This window comes from Rhodococcus sp. 66b, from assembly GCF_002076325.1.
Lineage (GTDB): Bacteria > Actinomycetota > Actinomycetes > Mycobacteriales > Mycobacteriaceae > Rhodococcus_F > Rhodococcus_F erythropolis.
In genome coordinates this window covers 319,294-337,279 of sequence record NZ_MUZB01000001.1, presented here as the reverse complement: position 1 = coordinate 337,279, position 17,986 = coordinate 319,294, and the positions used below count along the sequence as shown (strand labels likewise).

Genomic DNA, 17,986 nt, shown 5'->3' with positions numbered 1-17,986 from the left:
GTGTGCTAACTTACCAAGCAATCGCTTGGTTTGGTACACAGACGTAAGGAATCCCGATATGGGCATCAGCACCTCCTCCGACGGAACCGGCATCACCACGGTCACCATCGACTACGCGCCGGTCAATGCAATCCCGTCCAAGGGATGGTTCGAGCTTGCCGACGCCATCCTCGACGCGGGCAAGGATCTCAACACTCACGTGGTGATCCTGCGAGCCGAGGGACGCGGATTCAACGCCGGCGTCGACATCAAGGAGATGCAGGCGACCGAGGGATTCGACGCACTGGTCGCCGCCAACCGCGGTTGCGCCGCGGCCTTCGCAGCCGTCTACGACTGCGCTGTACCCGTCGTCGTGGCCGTCAACGGATTCTGTGTCGGCGGTGGCATCGGACTGGTCGGCAACGCGGACGTGATCGTCGCTTCCGACGACGCGATCTTCTCCCTCCCCGAGGTCGACCGCGGTGCACTCGGCGCTGCCACGCACCTCTCACGGCTGGTGCCGCAACACATGATGCGCACGCTCTACTACACCGCACAGAGCGTCGACGCCCACACACTCAAACAGTTCGGCAGCGTCTACGACGTGGTCCCGCGCGAGAAGCTCGACGAGTGCGCTCGCGAGATCGCCGCAAAGATCGCCGCGAAGGACACCCGCATCATCCGGTGCGCCAAGGAAGCCATCAACGGCATCGACCCGGTCGACGTCAAGGGCAGCTACCGCCTCGAGCAGGGCTACACCTTCGAACTCAACCTCCTCGGTGTGTCCGACGAACACCGCGACGAGTTCGTCGCCACCGGCAAGCCGCGCGAGAACGCAACCCAGAAGGAAGGCTGAGACAAACATGGCTAGCAAGCGTGACAAGACGAAGTCGCTCGACGAGGTAGTCGGCGAGCTCCGCAGCGGAATGACGATCGGCTTGGGCGGCTGGGGATCTCGCCGCAAGCCGATGGCCTTCGTGCGTGCGATTCTGCGTTCGGACATCAAGGACCTGACCGTGGTCACTTACGGCGGACCGGATCTCGGGCTGCTGTGCTCGGCCGGCAAGGTCAAGAAGGCGTACTACGGTTTCGTGTCCCTGGACTCCGCACCGTTCTACGATCCGTGGTTCGCCAAGGCGCGCACCGCCGGTGAGATCGAAGTCCGCGAGATGGACGAGGGAATGGTCAAGTGCGGCCTCGAAGCCGCTGCCGCTCGCCTCCCCTTCCTCCCGATCCGCGCGGGCCTGGGTTCGGACGTTCGCAACTTCTGGGGCGACGAACTCAAGACCGTCACCTCCCCGTACCCCGAGGCCGACGGCCGCTCCGAGACCTTGATCGCGATGCCTGCACTCAACCTCGATGCGTCGTTCGTTCACCTCAATCTCGGTGACAAGCACGGCAATGCCGCGTACAACGGTGTCGACCCGTACTTCGACGACCTGTACTGCATGGCCGCCGAAAAGCGTTACGTCTCCGTCGAACGCATCGTCGAGACCGAGGAACTGGTCAAATCCGTTCCACTGCAGAATCTTCTGCTCAACCGCATGATGGTCGACGCCGTCGTCGAGGCCCCGAACGGTGCCCACTTCACGTTGGCCGGCGAAAGCTACGGCCGCGACGAGAAGTTCCAGCGTCACTACGCCGAGGCCGCCAAGACCCCTGAGTCGTGGCAGACGTTCGTCGACACCTTCCTCTCCGGCAGCGAAGAGGACTACCAAGCCGCAGTAAAGAAGTTTGCCGATTCATCAAAGGCAGGGGAGCAGGCAAAATGAGCGAATCCACCGTCACCCGCGCAGAGTACGTTGTTCTTGCGTGCGCTGAAATCTTCTCCGGTGCAGGCGAAATCATGGCCAGCCCGATGTCGACGTCGTCCACCATCGGCGCTCGCCTGGCTCGACTCACCACCGAACCCGACCTGCTGATCACCGATGGTGAAGCCCTCATTCTCGAGGACACTCCGGCAGTCGGAACGAAGGGCCCCATCGAAGGATGGATGCCTTTCCGTAAGGTGTTCGACGTCGTCGCTTCGGGCCGTCGCCACGTAGTCATGGGCGCCAATCAGCTCGATCGCCACGGCAACCAGAACCTCTCCGCCTTCGGCCCGCTTCAGCAGCCGACGCGTCAGATGTTCGGTGTGCGCGGCGCCCCGGGCAACACCATCAACCACGCGACGAGCTACTTCGTCCCCAAGCACTCCAAGCGAGTGTTCGTCGACAAGGTCGACGTGGTGTGCGGTGTCGGCTACGACCAGATCGATCCCGAGAACCCGGCATACAAGTACCTGAACATCCCCCGCGTTGTCACCAACCTCGGTGTCTTCGACTTCGGTGGACCGGGAAACACCTTCCGCGCGCTGAGCCTCCATCCCGGCGTCACCGCCGAAGAGGTAGCCGAGAACACCTCGTTCGAGGTAGCCGGACTCGCCGAGGCCGGTATCACCCGTGACCCCACCGCCGAAGAGCTCCACCTCATTCGCGAGACCCTCGATCCGCGCAACCTCCGGGACCGTGAGGTCTCGGCATGACCCCCACTCTGAAGACAGCACTGACCGAACTGGTCGGTGTCGAGTACCCGATCGTGCAGACAGGCATGGGCTGGGTTTCCGGGCCAGCACTGACGTCGGCGACGGCCAACGCGGGCGGTCTCGGCATCCTGGCTTCGGCCACGATGACCTACGACGAGCTCGAGCACGCGATCAAGAAGACGAAGCAGCTCACGGACAAGCCGTTCGGTGTCAACATGCGTGCCGACGCCACCGACGCGCCGCAGCGCGCGGACCTGCTGATCCGTGAGGGCGTCAAGGTCGCGTCGTTTGCCTTGGCTCCCAAGAAGGAACTGATCGCCAAGCTCAAGGACCACGGCATCGTCGTCGTACCGTCGATCGGTGCCGCGAAGCATGCGGTCAAGGTTGCATCTTGGGGCGCGGACGCCGTCATCGTCCAGGGCGGCGAAGGTGGTGGTCACACCGGCGGTGTGGCAACGACATTGCTTCTCCCCTCGGTTCTCGACGCGGTCGATATTCCGGTCATCGCCGGTGGCGGATTCTTCGACGGCCGCGGGCTGGCCGCAGCGTTGGCGTACGGCGCTGCCGGTGTCGCCATGGGGACGCGTTTCTTGCTCACCAGCGACTCTTCGGTGCCGGACTCCGTCAAGCAGGAATACCTCAAGCGTGGACTGACGGATACGACGGTCTCACGCAAGGTCGACGGCATGCCTCATCGTGTGCTCAACACCGACCTGGTCAACAGCCTCGAAGGTTCCAGCTACGCAACCGGTTTGATCGCTGCCGCCAAGAACGCCATGAAGTTCAAGGCAATGACCGGCATGAAGTGGTCAACCCTCGCCAAGGACGGAATCGCGATGAAGCGCTCGGGTGACCGCACGCTGATGCAAATCATCATGGCGGCGAATACCCCGATGTTGCTCAAGGCCGGTCTGGTCGAGGGCAATACGGAAGCCGGCGTGCTTGCCTCGGGTCAGGTTGTCGGAATGATCAACGATCTGCCCAGCTGCAAGGAACTGATCGAGAACATCATGGAGGACGCGGCCAAGCGTATCGACGCGCTCGCGGCTCTTCGCTGACGCAGATTCATCCGAGTGCGTCTCCCCCACTGCGCTTTACGCGGAGTCGGAGGAGGCGCACTCTGCGCATTTCCGAGCTAACCGGTCTGCTGGTGACGACCACCCGGCACCTCGAAATACTGGGAGATTGCCACCGCGGCCATCTGTACCGGTGCAACGTGTCGATCGTCGATCTTGCCTCGAACGAGTGGGCCGCTGATCGACAGACCGACTTCCGCTTCACCCAGCGCACCCACCCGCACACCGATGCAGCCGAGACCCGAAGTACACGTACCGAATACGACACCGTACCGATGGTTGGCTATTGCGGAATGCTGCGCGACCGTCGAACGGCGGCCCGCTGCCAAGAGTGCCTTGCCGATTGCCGAGGATCGCGCCGGGATGCGAGAGCCGACGCCTGTCTGGAGGTCAGGTATCGCCTGGCTGCCGATCTTCTGAAGGTATCGCACGTTGCTTCCCTCGAGGACCCCGAGATGTACGGCCTGATTGGTGACGAGGTGCAGGTTGTACAACAACGGCACCACCACCCTCTCGAACTTGTTTCGATACAACGAGATTGCCCCAAGATCGCCGAGTTTGTCGCCGATTTCGTACTCGAGGCCTTCTCTGCGAAGCCAATCCATCCTCACTAGCTTCAGAAGCATCCTGTGCACGGATGATCGCGGAATCCCGGTTCGACGGGCCACCTCGCCCAGCGTCAACCGCGGCGTGTCACGAAAGCAATCCACCACCATCGCCAACCTGTCGAGGGTTGACATAGGGATGGGCTCTTCTGTGATCGGTCCGACCGACATGGCGTCTCCGTTTCGGTGATCCGCCCGTCGAGAGGACAGCGCTGGGCGTGCTCTGCTGACTGCAAATCTGGGCCTTCACCGGACGAACCGCCAGGGCATTTCCCACCGTGCGGGAGACAAACCTGCCTGGCCACTCCACCTGCAGCTATACCGATCACCGGTTACCCCCGTTGAACCTGGACCAACTCCTCACCACAGTGGCCAACACAGATCACTGAACAAAGGACGACGTTTTGACCACAGACGTGACGACCACAACGGACCTCGGCGAAGTCGACGAGATCCGCATGATCGACGAGGGCGCTGCTCCCGAACGTTTTGCCCGCGGATGGCACTGCCTCGGACTTGCAACGGATTTCCACGACGGGAACCCACATCCGATCGAGGCCTTCGGCACCAAGCTTGTCGTATTTGCCGACAGCCAGGGCGAATTGAAGGTCCTCGATGCCTACTGCCGTCACATGGGCGGCGACCTCAGTCAGGGCACGGTCAAGGGCGATTCAGTCGCCTGCCCCTTCCACGACTGGCGATGGGGCGGCAACGGCAAATGCACCGCGATCCCCTATGCACGCCGCGTTCCACCGCTTGCCAAAACCCGCGCCTGGACCACCCTCGAACAAGACGGACTGCTCTTCGTCTGGCATGACCCCGAAGGCAATCCGCCTCCGGCCGAAGTCGCCATACCGATAATCAAGACTCCGGACCACGAATGGACCGATTGGGTATGGAAGTCAATCGTCATCGACACCAACTGTCGAGAAATCGTCGACAACGTCGTGGACATGGCGCACTTCTTCTACGTGCACTTTTCGTTTCCCACTTACTTCAAGAACGTCTTCGAGGGGCATGTCGCCATCCAGGAGCAGAGCGGTATCAACCGCGACGACATCGTGACCTGGACGGATCCCGACGTGCCGAAGTTGGTCTCGAACTTCTCGGTGGCCGCCTATCACGGACCGTCGTTCATGATCGATGATCTGGTGTACCAGTACGAAACGTTCAAGGTGGATTCGGTTTTGATCAACTGCCACTATCCGGTCAGCCCGAACAAGTTTGTCCTGATGTACGGCATCACCGTCAAGAAGACCGAGGAACTTCCCGCCGGGATAGCGGACCAAACCGTTGACGCGATGATCGGTTACATCGGCGTCGGATTCGAGCAGGACATCGAGATCTGGAAGAACAAGACCCGCATCGACAACCCACTACTCTGCACCGAGGACGGTCCGGTCTACCAACTGAGGCGGTGGTACGAACAGTTCTACGTCGACGTCGCCGACGTCACGCCCGAGATGATCGATCGCTTCGAATTCGAGATGGATACAAGCAAACCCATCGAGGTGTGGAAACAGGAGGTTGCAGACAACCTCGCACGCCGTGCAGGAGCAGCGCAGTGACCATGGAACCAGTGGACTGCGAGAGGTGTGGAACATATGTCCTCATCGAGAAGAACAGCTGGCAACATACCTCGACTCAATGGCGATCGGATCCGCACAACGTGTGTTCGGAGTATCGCGAAGACAAGGCGTCGCCGAAAATTCGCACCGGAACTTGTTCGGCATTAAGAGATTCCATCAACCGAGCTGCAGTCGACGGGAGACTCACCGTTCCAGATTGACCTAGCGCGCGCCCACCGCATCCACCTCGTCGCCGGCCATCACAGCGGCCAGCTCTGATGCCAATGTTCCATTGTTCTCCACGACTACGGTGTCGCAGCCTTGCCACATTGCGGTTCTACGAAGGAGCTCAGCCAGACGCGGTGCAGTGTCGGCATCGGCGGTGGGCTCGGCCCAAGCAGCGCGCACGAGTAGCCGACGGTTCTGTCGGTCGTTCTTGAGATCGACTCGCGCGCAGATATTGTCGTCGATCAACACGGGGAGCACATAGTAGCCGTGAACCCGCTTGTGTGCGGGAGTATAGATCTCGATCCGGTAGTGAAAGTCGAAGAGCCGCAACGCTCGATCGCGCGCCCACACTACCGGATCGAAGGGCGACAACAGAGCCTCGGTTCGGATCGACCTTGGACGCTTTGCCTGTGGATCAATCCATACCTCGCGAGGCTTGCCACGACGCTCCCAGCCCTCGACGGAAACACTGCGTACATTGCCGGCGTCTTCGATCTCACGCAAGGCAATTCGTGCCTCAGCGCTCGGCAGCCGAAAGTAGTCGGCGATATCGTCGAGCGTACCGAGTCCGTGGGCCTTCACACCACGCAGCACCAGCTCACGGATCGCGTCCGATCGATCGATCCTCGCATCGAGGATCTCGGGCGCGAGCATGTGTTCGGCAAGGCCGTATCGACGTTCGAATCCTGCGCGACCCGCGGATACCACTTCGCCCCACCGGAACAGAGTCTCCAGCCCGACTTTCACGTCCGACCACCCCCACCACGGGCCGCGGCGTGTATTCGCTTCATGCTCGACTTCGCTCGCCGCCATCGGACCGTTTTCACGCAGTTCGTTGCGCAACCAGTCGAGGAAGTCGCGCCGATCAGACGCCCATCCGTTCTTGTCGCTCAAAGCTTTGTCACGAAACTGGTCCATGCGCCAACGAAAGAGTGGCCACATGTCCACCGGCAGGAACGTCGCTTCGTGTCCCCAGTATTCGAGGTACCCCGACTCCGGGGAGAAGGTCAGCTGATCAAGCCTGGACTTGTCGTAGGCGCCCAGTCGCGCATAAACGGGCAGGTAGTGACTGCGTTCGAAAACGTTGACCGAGTCGATCTGCAAGACCTGCAGCCGGTCCATCACGCTGACCAGATTGCGCCGCGTCACCGTTGCCGGGTGTGATTTGCCGAACCCTTGAGCGGCGAGCGCTATTCGGCGGGCAGCTGCCAGAGACACGACTTCGCTCATAGCCGACCACACTACGCACGCCGTCCGACAAGTTTCAGGGCGGCGAGAAGTTCAGGGCGGCGAGAAGTTCAGGGCGGCGAAGCCGGGCAGCCGAAGAGAACTGCTGACATGAACGTCTGAAGTGTGGAGGCGTTTTCTGCTGCAACATCGAACTTCATCAAGCGTCCGATGTCGGGGACCAGGTTCAAAGCAGCGTGAACCAGGAACTTCGCCTCTATCGCCGAAAGGTCGGGGCGAATTTCGCGAAGTATCCGCGCCCACTCGACCACGTACAGCTTCTGCCGATTCTTCAGATCGCTTCGATGTCCCGGCAGAAGGTTGTTCATCTCGGAAAAATAGACCGACATCAATTCATGTTGTGCAAACGACAACTCCACGTACATCGCCGACAGTGCGCGCAGCGCTTCCTCCGGCGACGTCGCAGACTCGAACACTGCTGCCGTCGCGAGGTCCAGACGGTCTGCCGCTCGATAGAACACCGCCCCGAGAAGTTCCGCTTTGCTCGGAAAGTAGCGGTACATCCCGGAAGCGTTCAAACCCGCAGCGGCTGCGATCTCTTCGATACTGACGTCGTGGTAACCGCGAGAATCGAAGAGCCGCACGGCTTCCTGCAGCAGACGTTCACGCTTGTTCGTCGTCACCGACCGCGTCGACACAGTTTGCTCCGACCGCCGCGATGTAATTGCACTCCCACCGTGTTCGATCGACAGACAAGCGTCGAGAAGAACTTGCTCCATCCGACGTTGGGGCAGTATCAGATTGTGAGCGGTGATGCTGCCGATCACGCTGAACATCGCTGAGGTGAGGATGGTTTCGGCACGAGTACTCGCCGGCGGTTCGGAGCGTGAAAGATGCAGTGCAACTCGGCGATTGACAGCAGCTGCCTGAGCTCGGACCGATTTCCGATCGGCAGCGTCGAGAAACCGACTCTCCCACCGGTAGATCCCGGCTGTGCGCCGATTACGCACCGTCGTTCGGATCACAGCGAGCAAATCCTCGCGTAGGCACTCCCGGTCAGTTGCATCGGCGGCGACGGAGACCGCATCGAGTGCACTCTCGAGCGCGTCGGTCAATTCCAGTGCCGCGTGGCGGAACATCGCATACTTGTTCGGAAAATGCCGATAGAGTGCCGAACCCGAAATACCGACGGACGACGCAATATCCTCGACGCCTACGGCAGGATATCCCCGTTCGCTGAACGCAATTGCAGCCGCAGCGGCGATCTTCGCCTTGCGGTCCTTCGGACGTCGCTTGACCGACTCCGATCCCGCCGCTCGAAGGATTACACGCGAGGTCTGTTCGTCAACTGTCTGCGCATCGACAGACTGCTGTCTCGGGCTCACTCGCGCACCCCCTCTCTCAGCCCCACCAAACACCAAACCGATCCTTTTGCGAATGAGCATAATCATAATCGGTTCCCGCCATCGGAGACTTTCGAGATTTCCACTGTAGCCACGTTCTATATACGCTGCTAGCTTCCCTAACTCCAGGTTGCCGTCAACTGCATCGCCCCGATCATCGACACTGAAACTCGAGAGAATCCTCGTTAACAAAGCCTTGCCCTGTGGTCGAAACCAGGGGTAGGGTCACCGCTCGAAGCGGCCCCCTCTCCCCGACCGGGACATCGGACGACGGCTTCCGGAATTTCGATGAACTTAAGCCGAGGACACCACCCGACAGAACTCATATTGGCACGTCAACACGCTGACCGTCGCTGTTACACCGAAAACTCCCCCGAGAATTTTCGTTCACATAATGCTTGCCACGTCACATATATGTGTGAGATGCTTCACAAGCAGTTCGCTCGACCGCCAGCGTCCGAACAGTTCGACTTTCGTGCTGAACCATGTTGATCTGCAAAGGAATTCAATTAGATGACGTACGAGCTACCAGCCCCGAAAGGCCCGGTACGAGACGTAGCGTTGCAGGGGGGCTATCTGATCGGATTCTCGGTGCAGGCACTGTTCGGCCTGTTCACGGCAATCCTCCGCAGGCGACTCTCGTTGCACGAGACGGTCACTCAGACGCTCTTCATCGGTCGCGTCAGCACTGGTCCGTCGCTGCTCCTCATGATTCCGATCGGTGTCTTCATCGCGGTGTCGGTCGGCGAACTGGCCGGCCGCATCGGTGCCGGTGGCTACTCGGGCGCCGTCGTGGCATTCATCATCGTCGGACAGGCCGCAGCACTGGTGTGCGCGTTGATGATGGCCGGTGTTGCCGGGTCGGCGATCTGCACCGATCTTGGTTCGCGAAAGATTCGCGAAGAGATCGATGCCATGGAAGTGATGGGCATCGATGTGATCGAACGCCTGGTAGCTCCGAGATTGGTTGCGGCAGTGATCGTCTCCCTCGCACTGTGCTCGATGGTGACCTTCGGCGGAGTGATCGCATGCTATCTGTACCACATCTACGTGCAGCATCTTCCGGCCGGAACGTTCATGGCAACGTTCAGCCAATACGGTCGATCGTCCGACTTCGTCATGGCTTTGGTGAAAGCCGCGATCTTCGGCCTCGCTTCGACTTTGGTGGCCACTTTCAAAGGTCTCCATGCAAAAGGCGGCCCCCGCGGCGTTGCCGACGCAGTCAACGAGGCCGTCGTCATTGCGTTCGCGCTCGTCTTCATCGTGAACACAGTGTTGTCCGCGTTGTACACCGTAATCGTCCCGGCAGTCGGTGAATTCTGATGTCGCTCGTCGATCTCCGTGTTCGAGCCCGTCAAGCGAGCAGACCCCTGCGAACCGCCGGCGACGGCCTCGTCTCCCTCGGTCAGCACGTCACTTTCTACGTCCGCACCATCGCATCGATCCCTTTTGCGCTCACCAAGTACCGCAAGCACGTACTCGGTCAGATCAGCGAGGTCAGCTTCGGCACGAACTCCTTGCTGTCCGGCGGCGGCACCATCGGGATCGTCTTCGCGATGTCGCTCGCCGCGGCAATGATGTTGGGCGTCGAGACTCACCGGGGCCTCGAACTCGTCGGGATGACCTCGCTCTCGGGCATGCTGTCTGCGGTCGCGAACACCCGTGAGCTTGCCCCTGTTGTCGTCGCTATCGCGTTGGCTGCCAAGGTCGGAACGGGTTTCACTGCCCAGATCGGGGCTATGCGCATCTCGGACGAGATCGACGCCCTCGACTCGATGGCGATCAGATCCATCCCCTTCCTCGCGGGTACGCGGGTGATCGCTGCCATGATCTGCGTCATCCCGATCTACATGATCGGACTGCTCGCCAGCTACCTGTCGACCCGACTGGTCGTCGTGTTCTTCAACGGTGCATCGGCAGGTACTTACGACTACTTCTTCCATCTGGCGATCTCGCCGCAGGATCTCCTGTACTCGGGCCTCAAGGCCGTGGTGTTCGCCGCTGTTGTCGCGCTGGTTCACTGCGCGTACGGCTACTATGCCTCCGGTGGTCCGGCCGGCGTCGGGCAGGCTGCCGGGCGCGCGCTTCGGACTGCGATCCTCGCGATCGGAATCCTCGACGTACTGATGACTTTCGCGCTGTGGGGCCTCGTGCCCCAGATCCCGGGAATGGGGGTCTGAGCCGTGGACAGACTCACTACACACACAAAGATCGTGTACGCCCTTCGCGGCGCGATCGCCGTAGTGGTAGCCGTCGCCGCCGCTGTGACAATGGTTCTACGCGGTTCGGGAAACCTCGAGCAGAGCACCGACATCTTCGTCTCTGTTCCAGCCACAGCCGGTCTCATCAGCGGTGAAGCTCCGGTTCGGTACCACGGCGTCAACGTCGGCCGAATCGGCGAAATCGAATCAGGCACCGCCGAATCCGTTGTGCAGTTGCAGATTCAGACCGATGACGCGTCGAAGATTCCCGCCGACGTGGTAGCCCGCGTCGTTCCGCGCACGTTCTTCGGCGACATCTACATGCAGCTCGTGGACAGTCCGAATGGGCAGGGCCAGACGACTCTGTCGGACGGAGACGAGATCCACATGGACGACGGTCCCGAAGCCGTTGCGCTCTACGACGTGTACACCAAATTGGTGGGAGTCCTCACGGCGATGCAGCCCGAGAAGTTGCAGACAGCCCTGACTGCGCTGGGCCAGGCACTCGACGGAAACGGAGCCGAGATCGGTACCACGATAGACAATCTCAGTGCCGCGTCCGGCGCACTGACACCCGCCGCACACCAATTCCTCGAATCGACACCCGAATTCAAGTCGGTCGTCGACGCGTTGGACCGCGCGACCCCCGACATTCTCGATACCTTGGCAGCCGCCACAACCGTCTCGAACAACATGGTCGCCAACAGAGCGAATCTCGAGTCCTCGATCGGCGCGGCCGCAGTCTTCGCCGCTACCGTCGACGATTTTGTCGTGGAGAACAACCGAAACATCATCACTGTGATCGATTCCGCCGGAAAGATACTCGCAACCACCGCGGCCAATCCCGGAGGACTGCGTTCCACCCTCGCCAATGCCAGTACGTTCGGCGCCGCGGGCGCGCGGGTCTTCGCCACCGGTAAGTTCGACATCACAGCAGTTGCCACGTTCGCCGAACCGCTCCCATACACCGGCGATGATTGCCCGCAGTACGGGGACTCGCGCGGCGCGCAGTGTTCAGGCTCCAACCTGACGCCTGCACAACCCGTCAGTGCCCCGGTCGTGGGCGGCGAAGCCGAAGCTGCCACGCTGCGATACCTCGAAGATCAACTACTGGGCGGCTCGCCGGAACGCTCGGACACCCCCAACCCGGCAACAACACTGATGTTGGGGCCGATGGTCAGGGGAAATGAGGTGACCGTCCCGTGAAGGTCCGTCCTGGCCAGGTAATTCGGTTGTCACTCTTCTGTCTCACCGGCATCGCTTGTGCGTCGTTCGTGGCGAACACGTTGTCGGTCCCGGTTCGCGGAAGCACCGATTCGTATTCGTTCGAGTTCACCGATGTCGAAGGCCTCAACCCGGGTAACCCGGTCACGATGTCCGGTGTGCGTATCGGCCGCGTGGACTCGGTTGCGTTTGCCGACAACGGCGGCGGCACGAGCAAGGCGATCGTCGACGTCGAAATCGAGTCGCAATATTCCCTCGAGTCGGATGTCCGTGCCGCCGTGCGCTACGGCGACATGCTCGGTGCTCGATATCTGGCACTGACGCAGGACGACAGCGCGACAACGGTATCCGCACGACAGCTCGAACCAGGTGACACGATACCGCTGGCGCAGACAACACCGCCGATCAACTTGACGGCACTGATGAACGGGTTCAAACCGTTGTTCGCCGCGCTGCAGCCCGAGCAGGTGAACACGCTCACGCGAAGTTTTGTCGAAACCTTCAACGGCCAGGGCCAGGCGATGACCACCCTCCTCGACCAGATCGCGACCATGAGCTCCGGCCTTGTCGACCGTCAGGACGTCTTCGCACAACTACTCACGAACATGAACACTCTTCTCACCTCCGTCGACGAACGTCAACCCGAATTGGTCGGTCTGCTGGACGGTTTGAACGATCTGAGTACTTCCGTCGTCGGGCAGAACGATCAACTGGTCTCGCTCTTGGATCAGGGAAACCGAACTGTCTCGTCGTTGGCTCAGATCATGGCCGGGTCGAACGGCGCATTCGGTCAGACCGTGCAACAACTCGAAAGTGTCACCGGGAGTTGGATTGCGAGCACCGACGAGTTCAACAGACTTCTCGCCAACCTTCCCCAGTTCGCCGACGCCGCCAACCGGATCGGAAGTTACGGAAGTTTCATCAGCCTGTATCTGTGCAATTTCACTCTGAAGGCAGGCGACATGGAAGCCAACATCTTCGGTCCGACACATTCGCCGGTGTGCTCATGATGTTCCTGGTCAAGCTGATCGACGTGTTCGTCGGCATCATGCTCTTCCTGTTCAAAGGGGATCGCCGTCGCAGCGGTAGCGGCACCGCTCTCGCCCTGGGTAGTCTCGGAATCTTCGTTCTGGTGGTGGGACTCGGCGCCGCCTTGGGCATTCCGAAGCTCTGGTACAACGTACGCACGTCGGCATACACAGCGGAGTTGGCCAATGCCAGCGGGCTTTCCGACACCGATCCGGTTTACGTGGCCGGCGTTCCCGCGGGCCGAGTGGATTCGATCGACCTTGCCGGCGACCACGTCGTCGTCAACTTCCGCTTGGACAAGGACCAGCCTTTGGGAAACCAGAGCACGGCGACTGTCAGGCTCAAGACGGTCCTTGGCAAGCGCTACCTGGAGATCGTGCCGGCCGGAGTGGTCGACGACTCCGATGCGCGGGTCATCCCGCTCTCCCGCACTACCGTGCCGTACAGCCTCGACGACGTCAGCAGTGATGCCACCACTGCGGCCACCGGCGTCGACCTACAGGCGATGGAGTCCATGATGAACACCCTTTCGGAGGTGATTCCAACTGATTCCGATCAGGTGGGCCGGGCGCTGGCCGGAATCAGCGGCGCCTCGGCGGCTTTCGCGCAGAACAGTGAACAGATCGACCAGATTCTCATCATGTCCCGCGAGCTGTCGGACATGGCTGCGGCACAAACCGATTCGATAGTCGGTACTGCGGCCAATGCTCAGACGATCGTTCGTACTCTTGCGATGCGCAAGGACGCACTGACTCAACTGGTCGACAACCTGACAATCATCATCTCGAAGCTCTCCACCACTTTCGTCGATCGTCAGGACGAGTTCGGAGCCATGACCGACAACCTCGTCGAGGTCACCACCACGCTGAAGAACAACGCATATCAGATCGACCTGCTGTTGACTCGTCTTCCTTCCGCGCTGCGTTCGGTCACCGATTCCACCGGCACCGGCAATTGGACCGACGTCAACGCGCCGGCCGCCGTGATCCCGGACAATCTGCTCTGCGCGCTCGGCATCATGGAGGGCTGCAAGTGAATACACGAAAAGCCGTCACGGCCATGCTGGTCGTGACCCTGGCGATTGCACTCCCCGGTTGGTACATCTTCGGACGAACGGATCAGTCCAAGACCGTCTACGCCGATTTCAGCTACGTCGGCGGAATCTACGAGGGAAGCAAGGTCACGGTCCTCGGAGTCGGCGTCGGGACGGTCACGTCGGTGGAACCTCGCGGAACTTCTGTTCGAGTAGCGATGTCGATGCCCAACTCCGTGGACCTGCCCGCCGACGCCTCGGCCTATGTCCTCAATCCATCGGTGATCAGCGATCGCCACATCGAACTCGGCCCGGCTTACACCGGCGGAGAGACGCTGAAAGACGGCGACCAGATTCCGATCGAACGTGCCCACTCCCCCATAGATTTCGACGGCTTGATGGGAAGCGTCAGCACTTTGGCCGACGCATTTGCCGGGGATGGGGGCAATCTCGGCGATCTCGTGAGCCGCGGCGCTGCCGGATGGCGGGGACAGGGCGATCAATTCAACACCGCAATTCGCAACCTCAGCACGGCAACCGGAGTTGTCGGCGCTCGGTCGGAAGACATCGGTGCCCTTGTCGACAATCTCAACACCTTGATGAATGCTCTGGACGCACGGCAGGTCAGCCTCGACGAACTTGTCGGTGACCTCGGCACATTGGGCGATCAGTGGGCGAACCAGAACATGGACATCTCACAGCCTCTGCAGGATCTGCAGGTGGTCTTCGACCAGTTGAACAGTTTCATGACAACTCACGGCGATGATGTCGGTGCCATAGCCGACAACGTGCGAGTTCTCGGTGACACTCTGGCTGCCAAAGAACCCGGCCTCGCCGAGTTCATGGACCTGGTGCCGTTGATGATGCAGAACCTCTCCCAGACAATCGGTCCTGATCAGCGCGGGCGCATTCGGCTCAACGTCTCGACTGCATTGACTCAGTTCGCGGTTGCGAAACCGCTGTGCGACACCTACAAGTTGCCGATCTGTACCGGAGCCGGGTTCACGAATCCGATTTCCTTCCCCCTCAGCACTTCTGATCCGCTCGGAATCGCCTCTGCGATTTCCGGCGGAGCCGTCCCCGGAGGTGGCAATTGACGCGGCAATCGGTTCGAATAGTCGCCGGTATCGTGATCATCGGTGTGGGTTCTGTGGCCGTGTTCGCCTTCGGCGGCTGTAGCGCAGGCATTCAAGACCTACCCCTGGGTCGTTCGGCCGACGGTGATGCGTACAACGTGGCGCTGCAGCTGGCCGGCGCCGACGGCCTGGTGTTGGGGGCAGACGTCCGCAGCGGCCAGAAAGTCATTGGCCGAGTATCCGCGCTGTCCGCCGACGTCGTCGGAGCCGATGTGACGCTGAGTCTGGACGCCGCGACGCCGTTGCCGGACAACGTCGAAGCATCCGTCGAACTCCCGTCCGCACTGGGCAACCCGTTCATCAGACTATTGGTGCCGGAGGTTCCGTCCGGCTCGATGCTCAGCGACGGCGACACAATTCCGGAGTCTCGCACCGAGATCGGTCCGCAGGTCGAAAGTGCGCTTGCCACGCTCGGTACGGTTCTGACCGGAAGCGGCATCGATCAACTCGACACCGTGGTGCGCGAGCTGAACACCGCGTTTTCCGGGCGCTCCGGTGAAGTTCGTTCTCTGACCGACACCCTGACCTCACTCATGGCAGAGGCAAGCAGTCACCGCAGCGAGTTCGACGAGGCCGTCGACCTCGCTGCCCGGGTCTCCTCCCAACTGGCCGGCCAACGCGACGTCGTCGACAACTACCTCGATTCCGTTCCACAGGTGGTGTCGATTCTCGTGGGACAGAAGGATCAGATTGCAAGCCTGTTGAACTCGACCGTTCAGCTCGCCACCAACGCAAACACCATCCTCGACTCGTCACCCGACGGCCTCGACGCGATGCTGCACGATGCGTCGACCGTTGTCGGGACTCTGGATTCGTTCAACTCGGAGATCGGTCAGACACTGGCGAATATGAACGGATTGCTCGAGAACTTCACCAGTGCAGTCCAAGGTGACTACCTCGTTTTCGACGGCGCCCTGGATATTCCGGGAACGATCGACAAGCTCTGGAGCGGCGGGATGGCCGGTCAATCGATCGCACCGGCGGGAACTCTCACCGATCTACTTCAGGGAGGTCTGCGTTGAGTCGCCTTGCGCTTGTTCAACTTGTCCTGTTCGCTCTGATCGCTGCTGTGGTAATCCCTTTCGGAATCGTCTACGTGGTCGGCCCTCAGGGTTTCGGTGGCCAAATCCGGCTGCACGCCAACATGTCCGACGCCTTCGGGCTGACCAAGGGCACGGTCGTCACGTATCGCGGCGTACAGGTGGGGAAAGTGAGTGAAGTCGAACTCGACGCAGGCACCCGCTCGGCTCGGGTGGAACTCTCACTCAACGACAACACCGAGATACCTACCGACAGCGTCGCCAAGGTGACGATGGGGACCGCAGCCGGAATTCAGAATGTCGACATCTATCCCAACACAGACCACGGCCCGTATCTTCGGGACGGCGACGAAATCGCCATGCCCGCGGATCAGCAACCGGTCCAGATGAGCCAGTTGATGCTTCAGGCGTCCGGTGTCCTGGAAGGGATTGATCCGCAAGCGATCAGCGACATCGGGACCGAACTGGGGAATTCGTTCAACGGGCTCGGCCCGAGCTTGGCGACGATGATCGACAACGGTAGGACCATGTCCGCGCAGTTGAACGACCAGTCGGCCGAACTCGCCGCGCTGCTGTCGCGAACCTCCACGTTGGTGGACTCCATGGCGACACAATCGGATTCGTTCGTCCGAGGAATGGCAGCTGCCAAGAACTTCACCGAACAACTCGAATCCAACGCTCCGGTACTGATCTACCTCACCGATCATTCGCCCGCCGCCCTGAACAGCGCTCAACAGTTGTTCGACAAGTACCACAACACTTTCGGAGCGGTCCTGGCCAATCTCGTCACTGTCGCACCGATCATCTCCGACCGCACAGACGCCCTCGAAACCGGACTTGTCACGATTCCTGAAGGTCTCGCCAAACTGGCATCCATCGTCAAAGGCGATCGCGCCGACTTTGCCTTGGTTGCCACACAGGGGCCGGTCTGTAACTACGACACCCCTCGGCGTGAGGTCGGCGATCTGTCTCCCACCAGTCCAAGTCTGGCGATGTACTGTCCCCCCGCCGACGACCTCGTCCAACGCGGAGCACAGAATGCTCCCCGCCCGAACGACCTCGGATTGCAGAACTCGACGGTCCCCGGTACGCCGATCGGACCGCCCGTCGTCGCAGATCCGATTCTCGTCCCGACCGGAGTCGACGCCCTGAACTACTGGAGATTGATGTTGGAAGGACTGGGAAATGGCACACGGTGACAACGCACTACTCGACGAGGCTGAAGCCGAGGTGGCCGAACATCCGACTTCTCCGTCGCTACTTCGCCGCCTCAAGGAGCCACGCAACGCACTGATCTCACTCATAGCGGTAGCGCTGGTCGCAGCATTGGTGGTGCTCGGATTCCAGATGTACTCGGCGAACCAGGAAGACACGCTGCGGCAGGAGGCTTTGGACACCGCGCGGGATTACTCGACCGTCATGTCCTCCTTCGACTATCAGAACCTCGATGCCAACAAAGACAGCATCGCCTCGATGTCGACCGACGAGTTTGCCGGCACCTACCGAACGATGGTCGATTCACTGCGCGAAGTCGTCGCCGGGGGGCAAGGCCAGGCGAGCGCAACGGCGACAGACGTCGGCATCGAATCGCTGGACAATTCGTCGGCCAAGGTGCTCGTGTTCGTCGACCAACAAGCGAAGAATGTCGCAGCGCCAGAGGGAAACACACAGAAGTACCGCATGGTCGTGTCCCTGGTCCGCTCGGACGACCGGTGGCTCGTGAGCAACGTCGAGACCAAGTAACTCACCACG

The 17,986-nt window shown here is 60.8% G+C and carries 17 protein-coding genes; 14 read left to right on the top strand and 3 right to left on the bottom strand.

What is annotated here, in order from left to right:
- Positions 1–58 precede the first annotated feature (58 nt).
- The 4 genes from echA20 to B0E55_RS01555 are packed head-to-tail and all read left to right on the top strand — an operon-like array spanning position 59 to position 3,561.
- Positions 59–835 carry a (7aS)-7a-methyl-1,5-dioxo-2,3,5,6,7,7a-hexahydro-1H-indene-carboxyl-CoA hydrolase gene (gene echA20 / locus B0E55_RS01570; protein WP_003945611.1) on the top strand — a complete coding sequence of 259 codons (777 nt, stop codon included), beginning with the start codon at positions 59–61 and terminating at the stop codon, positions 833–835.
- A gap of 7 nt (positions 836–842) precedes the next feature.
- Positions 843–1,751 (top strand): cholesterol ring-cleaving hydrolase subunit IpdA, encoded by a 909-nt coding sequence (ipdA, locus tag B0E55_RS01565; RefSeq protein WP_019746969.1) that lies wholly within the window; start codon positions 843–845, stop codon positions 1,749–1,751.
- Complete coding sequence (locus tag B0E55_RS01560) at positions 1,748–2,503, top strand: CoA-transferase subunit beta (RefSeq protein ID WP_019746968.1); 756 nt, start codon at positions 1,748–1,750, stop codon at positions 2,501–2,503. The genes ipdA and B0E55_RS01560 overlap by 4 nt, the downstream gene beginning before the upstream one ends.
- The gene (locus B0E55_RS01555; RefSeq protein WP_080908950.1) at positions 2,500–3,561 is read left to right on the top strand and encodes an NAD(P)H-dependent flavin oxidoreductase; all 1,062 of its coding nucleotides are present in this window, start codon (positions 2,500–2,502) and stop codon (positions 3,559–3,561) included. Before B0E55_RS01560 ends, B0E55_RS01555 begins: the two co-directional genes overlap by 4 nt.
- Before the next feature lie 77 nt (positions 3,562–3,638).
- Here the strand turns inward: B0E55_RS01555 and B0E55_RS01550 are convergent, their stop codons facing one another.
- Positions 3,639–4,319: an IclR family transcriptional regulator gene (locus tag B0E55_RS01550; protein ID WP_223257971.1), complete on the bottom strand. Its 681-nt coding sequence runs from the start codon at positions 4,317–4,319 to the stop codon at positions 3,639–3,641.
- 323 nt (positions 4,320–4,642) lie between these two features.
- On the opposite strand from B0E55_RS01550, the gene B0E55_RS01545 reads away from it, so the two are divergent.
- Positions 4,643–5,752, top strand: coding sequence for a Rieske 2Fe-2S domain-containing protein (locus B0E55_RS01545; protein ID WP_047889546.1), 1,110 nt, complete (start codon positions 4,643–4,645; stop codon positions 5,750–5,752).
- A gap of 222 nt (positions 5,753–5,974) precedes the next feature.
- Here B0E55_RS01545 and B0E55_RS01535 read toward each other — a convergent pair whose 3' ends face one another.
- Entirely contained in the window at positions 5,975–7,210 is a 1,236-nt protein-coding gene (locus tag B0E55_RS01535; protein WP_021332418.1) for a winged helix-turn-helix domain-containing protein, read from the bottom strand.
- A gap of 68 nt (positions 7,211–7,278) precedes the next feature.
- The gene (locus B0E55_RS01530) at positions 7,279–8,553 is read right to left on the bottom strand and encodes a TetR/AcrR family transcriptional regulator (protein ID WP_053062059.1); all 1,275 of its coding nucleotides are present in this window, start codon (positions 8,551–8,553) and stop codon (positions 7,279–7,281) included.
- 531 nt (positions 8,554–9,084) lie between these two features.
- Between B0E55_RS01530 and B0E55_RS01525 the strand changes: the two genes are divergently transcribed.
- The 9 genes from B0E55_RS01525 to B0E55_RS01485 are packed head-to-tail and all read left to right on the top strand — an operon-like array spanning position 9,085 to position 17,977.
- A complete protein-coding gene (locus tag B0E55_RS01525) occupies positions 9,085–9,894 on the top strand; it encodes an MlaE family ABC transporter permease (RefSeq protein ID WP_019746964.1) in 810 nt (269 codons plus the stop codon).
- Positions 9,894–10,751: an MlaE family ABC transporter permease gene (locus B0E55_RS01520; RefSeq protein WP_003945491.1), complete on the top strand. Its 858-nt coding sequence runs from the start codon at positions 9,894–9,896 to the stop codon at positions 10,749–10,751. The genes B0E55_RS01525 and B0E55_RS01520 overlap by 1 nt, the downstream gene beginning before the upstream one ends.
- A 33-nt stretch (positions 10,752–10,784) precedes the next feature.
- The gene (locus B0E55_RS01515; RefSeq protein ID WP_241895982.1) at positions 10,785–11,978 is read left to right on the top strand and encodes an MCE family protein; all 1,194 of its coding nucleotides are present in this window, start codon (positions 10,785–10,787) and stop codon (positions 11,976–11,978) included.
- The gene (locus B0E55_RS01510; protein ID WP_020906290.1) at positions 11,975–13,006 is read left to right on the top strand and encodes an MCE family protein; all 1,032 of its coding nucleotides are present in this window, start codon (positions 11,975–11,977) and stop codon (positions 13,004–13,006) included. Before B0E55_RS01515 ends, B0E55_RS01510 begins: the two co-directional genes overlap by 4 nt.
- Positions 13,006–14,061: an MCE family protein gene (locus tag B0E55_RS01505; protein ID WP_080909051.1), complete on the top strand. Its 1,056-nt coding sequence runs from the start codon at positions 13,006–13,008 to the stop codon at positions 14,059–14,061. Before B0E55_RS01510 ends, B0E55_RS01505 begins: the two co-directional genes overlap by 1 nt.
- The gene (locus B0E55_RS01500; protein WP_030534720.1) at positions 14,058–15,155 is read left to right on the top strand and encodes an MCE family protein; all 1,098 of its coding nucleotides are present in this window, start codon (positions 14,058–14,060) and stop codon (positions 15,153–15,155) included. Before B0E55_RS01505 ends, B0E55_RS01500 begins: the two co-directional genes overlap by 4 nt.
- On the top strand, positions 15,152–16,216 hold the full coding sequence (locus tag B0E55_RS01495; protein WP_069147007.1) for an MCE family protein: 1,065 nt from the start codon (positions 15,152–15,154) through the stop codon (positions 16,214–16,216). Before B0E55_RS01500 ends, B0E55_RS01495 begins: the two co-directional genes overlap by 4 nt.
- Positions 16,213–17,433, top strand: coding sequence for an MlaD family protein (locus B0E55_RS01490; protein ID WP_029254497.1), 1,221 nt, complete (start codon positions 16,213–16,215; stop codon positions 17,431–17,433). The genes B0E55_RS01495 and B0E55_RS01490 overlap by 4 nt, the downstream gene beginning before the upstream one ends.
- On the top strand, positions 17,420–17,977 hold the full coding sequence (locus B0E55_RS01485) for a mce associated protein mas1a (protein ID WP_080908947.1): 558 nt from the start codon (positions 17,420–17,422) through the stop codon (positions 17,975–17,977). The genes B0E55_RS01490 and B0E55_RS01485 overlap by 14 nt, the downstream gene beginning before the upstream one ends.
- Positions 17,978–17,986 lie beyond the last annotated feature (9 nt).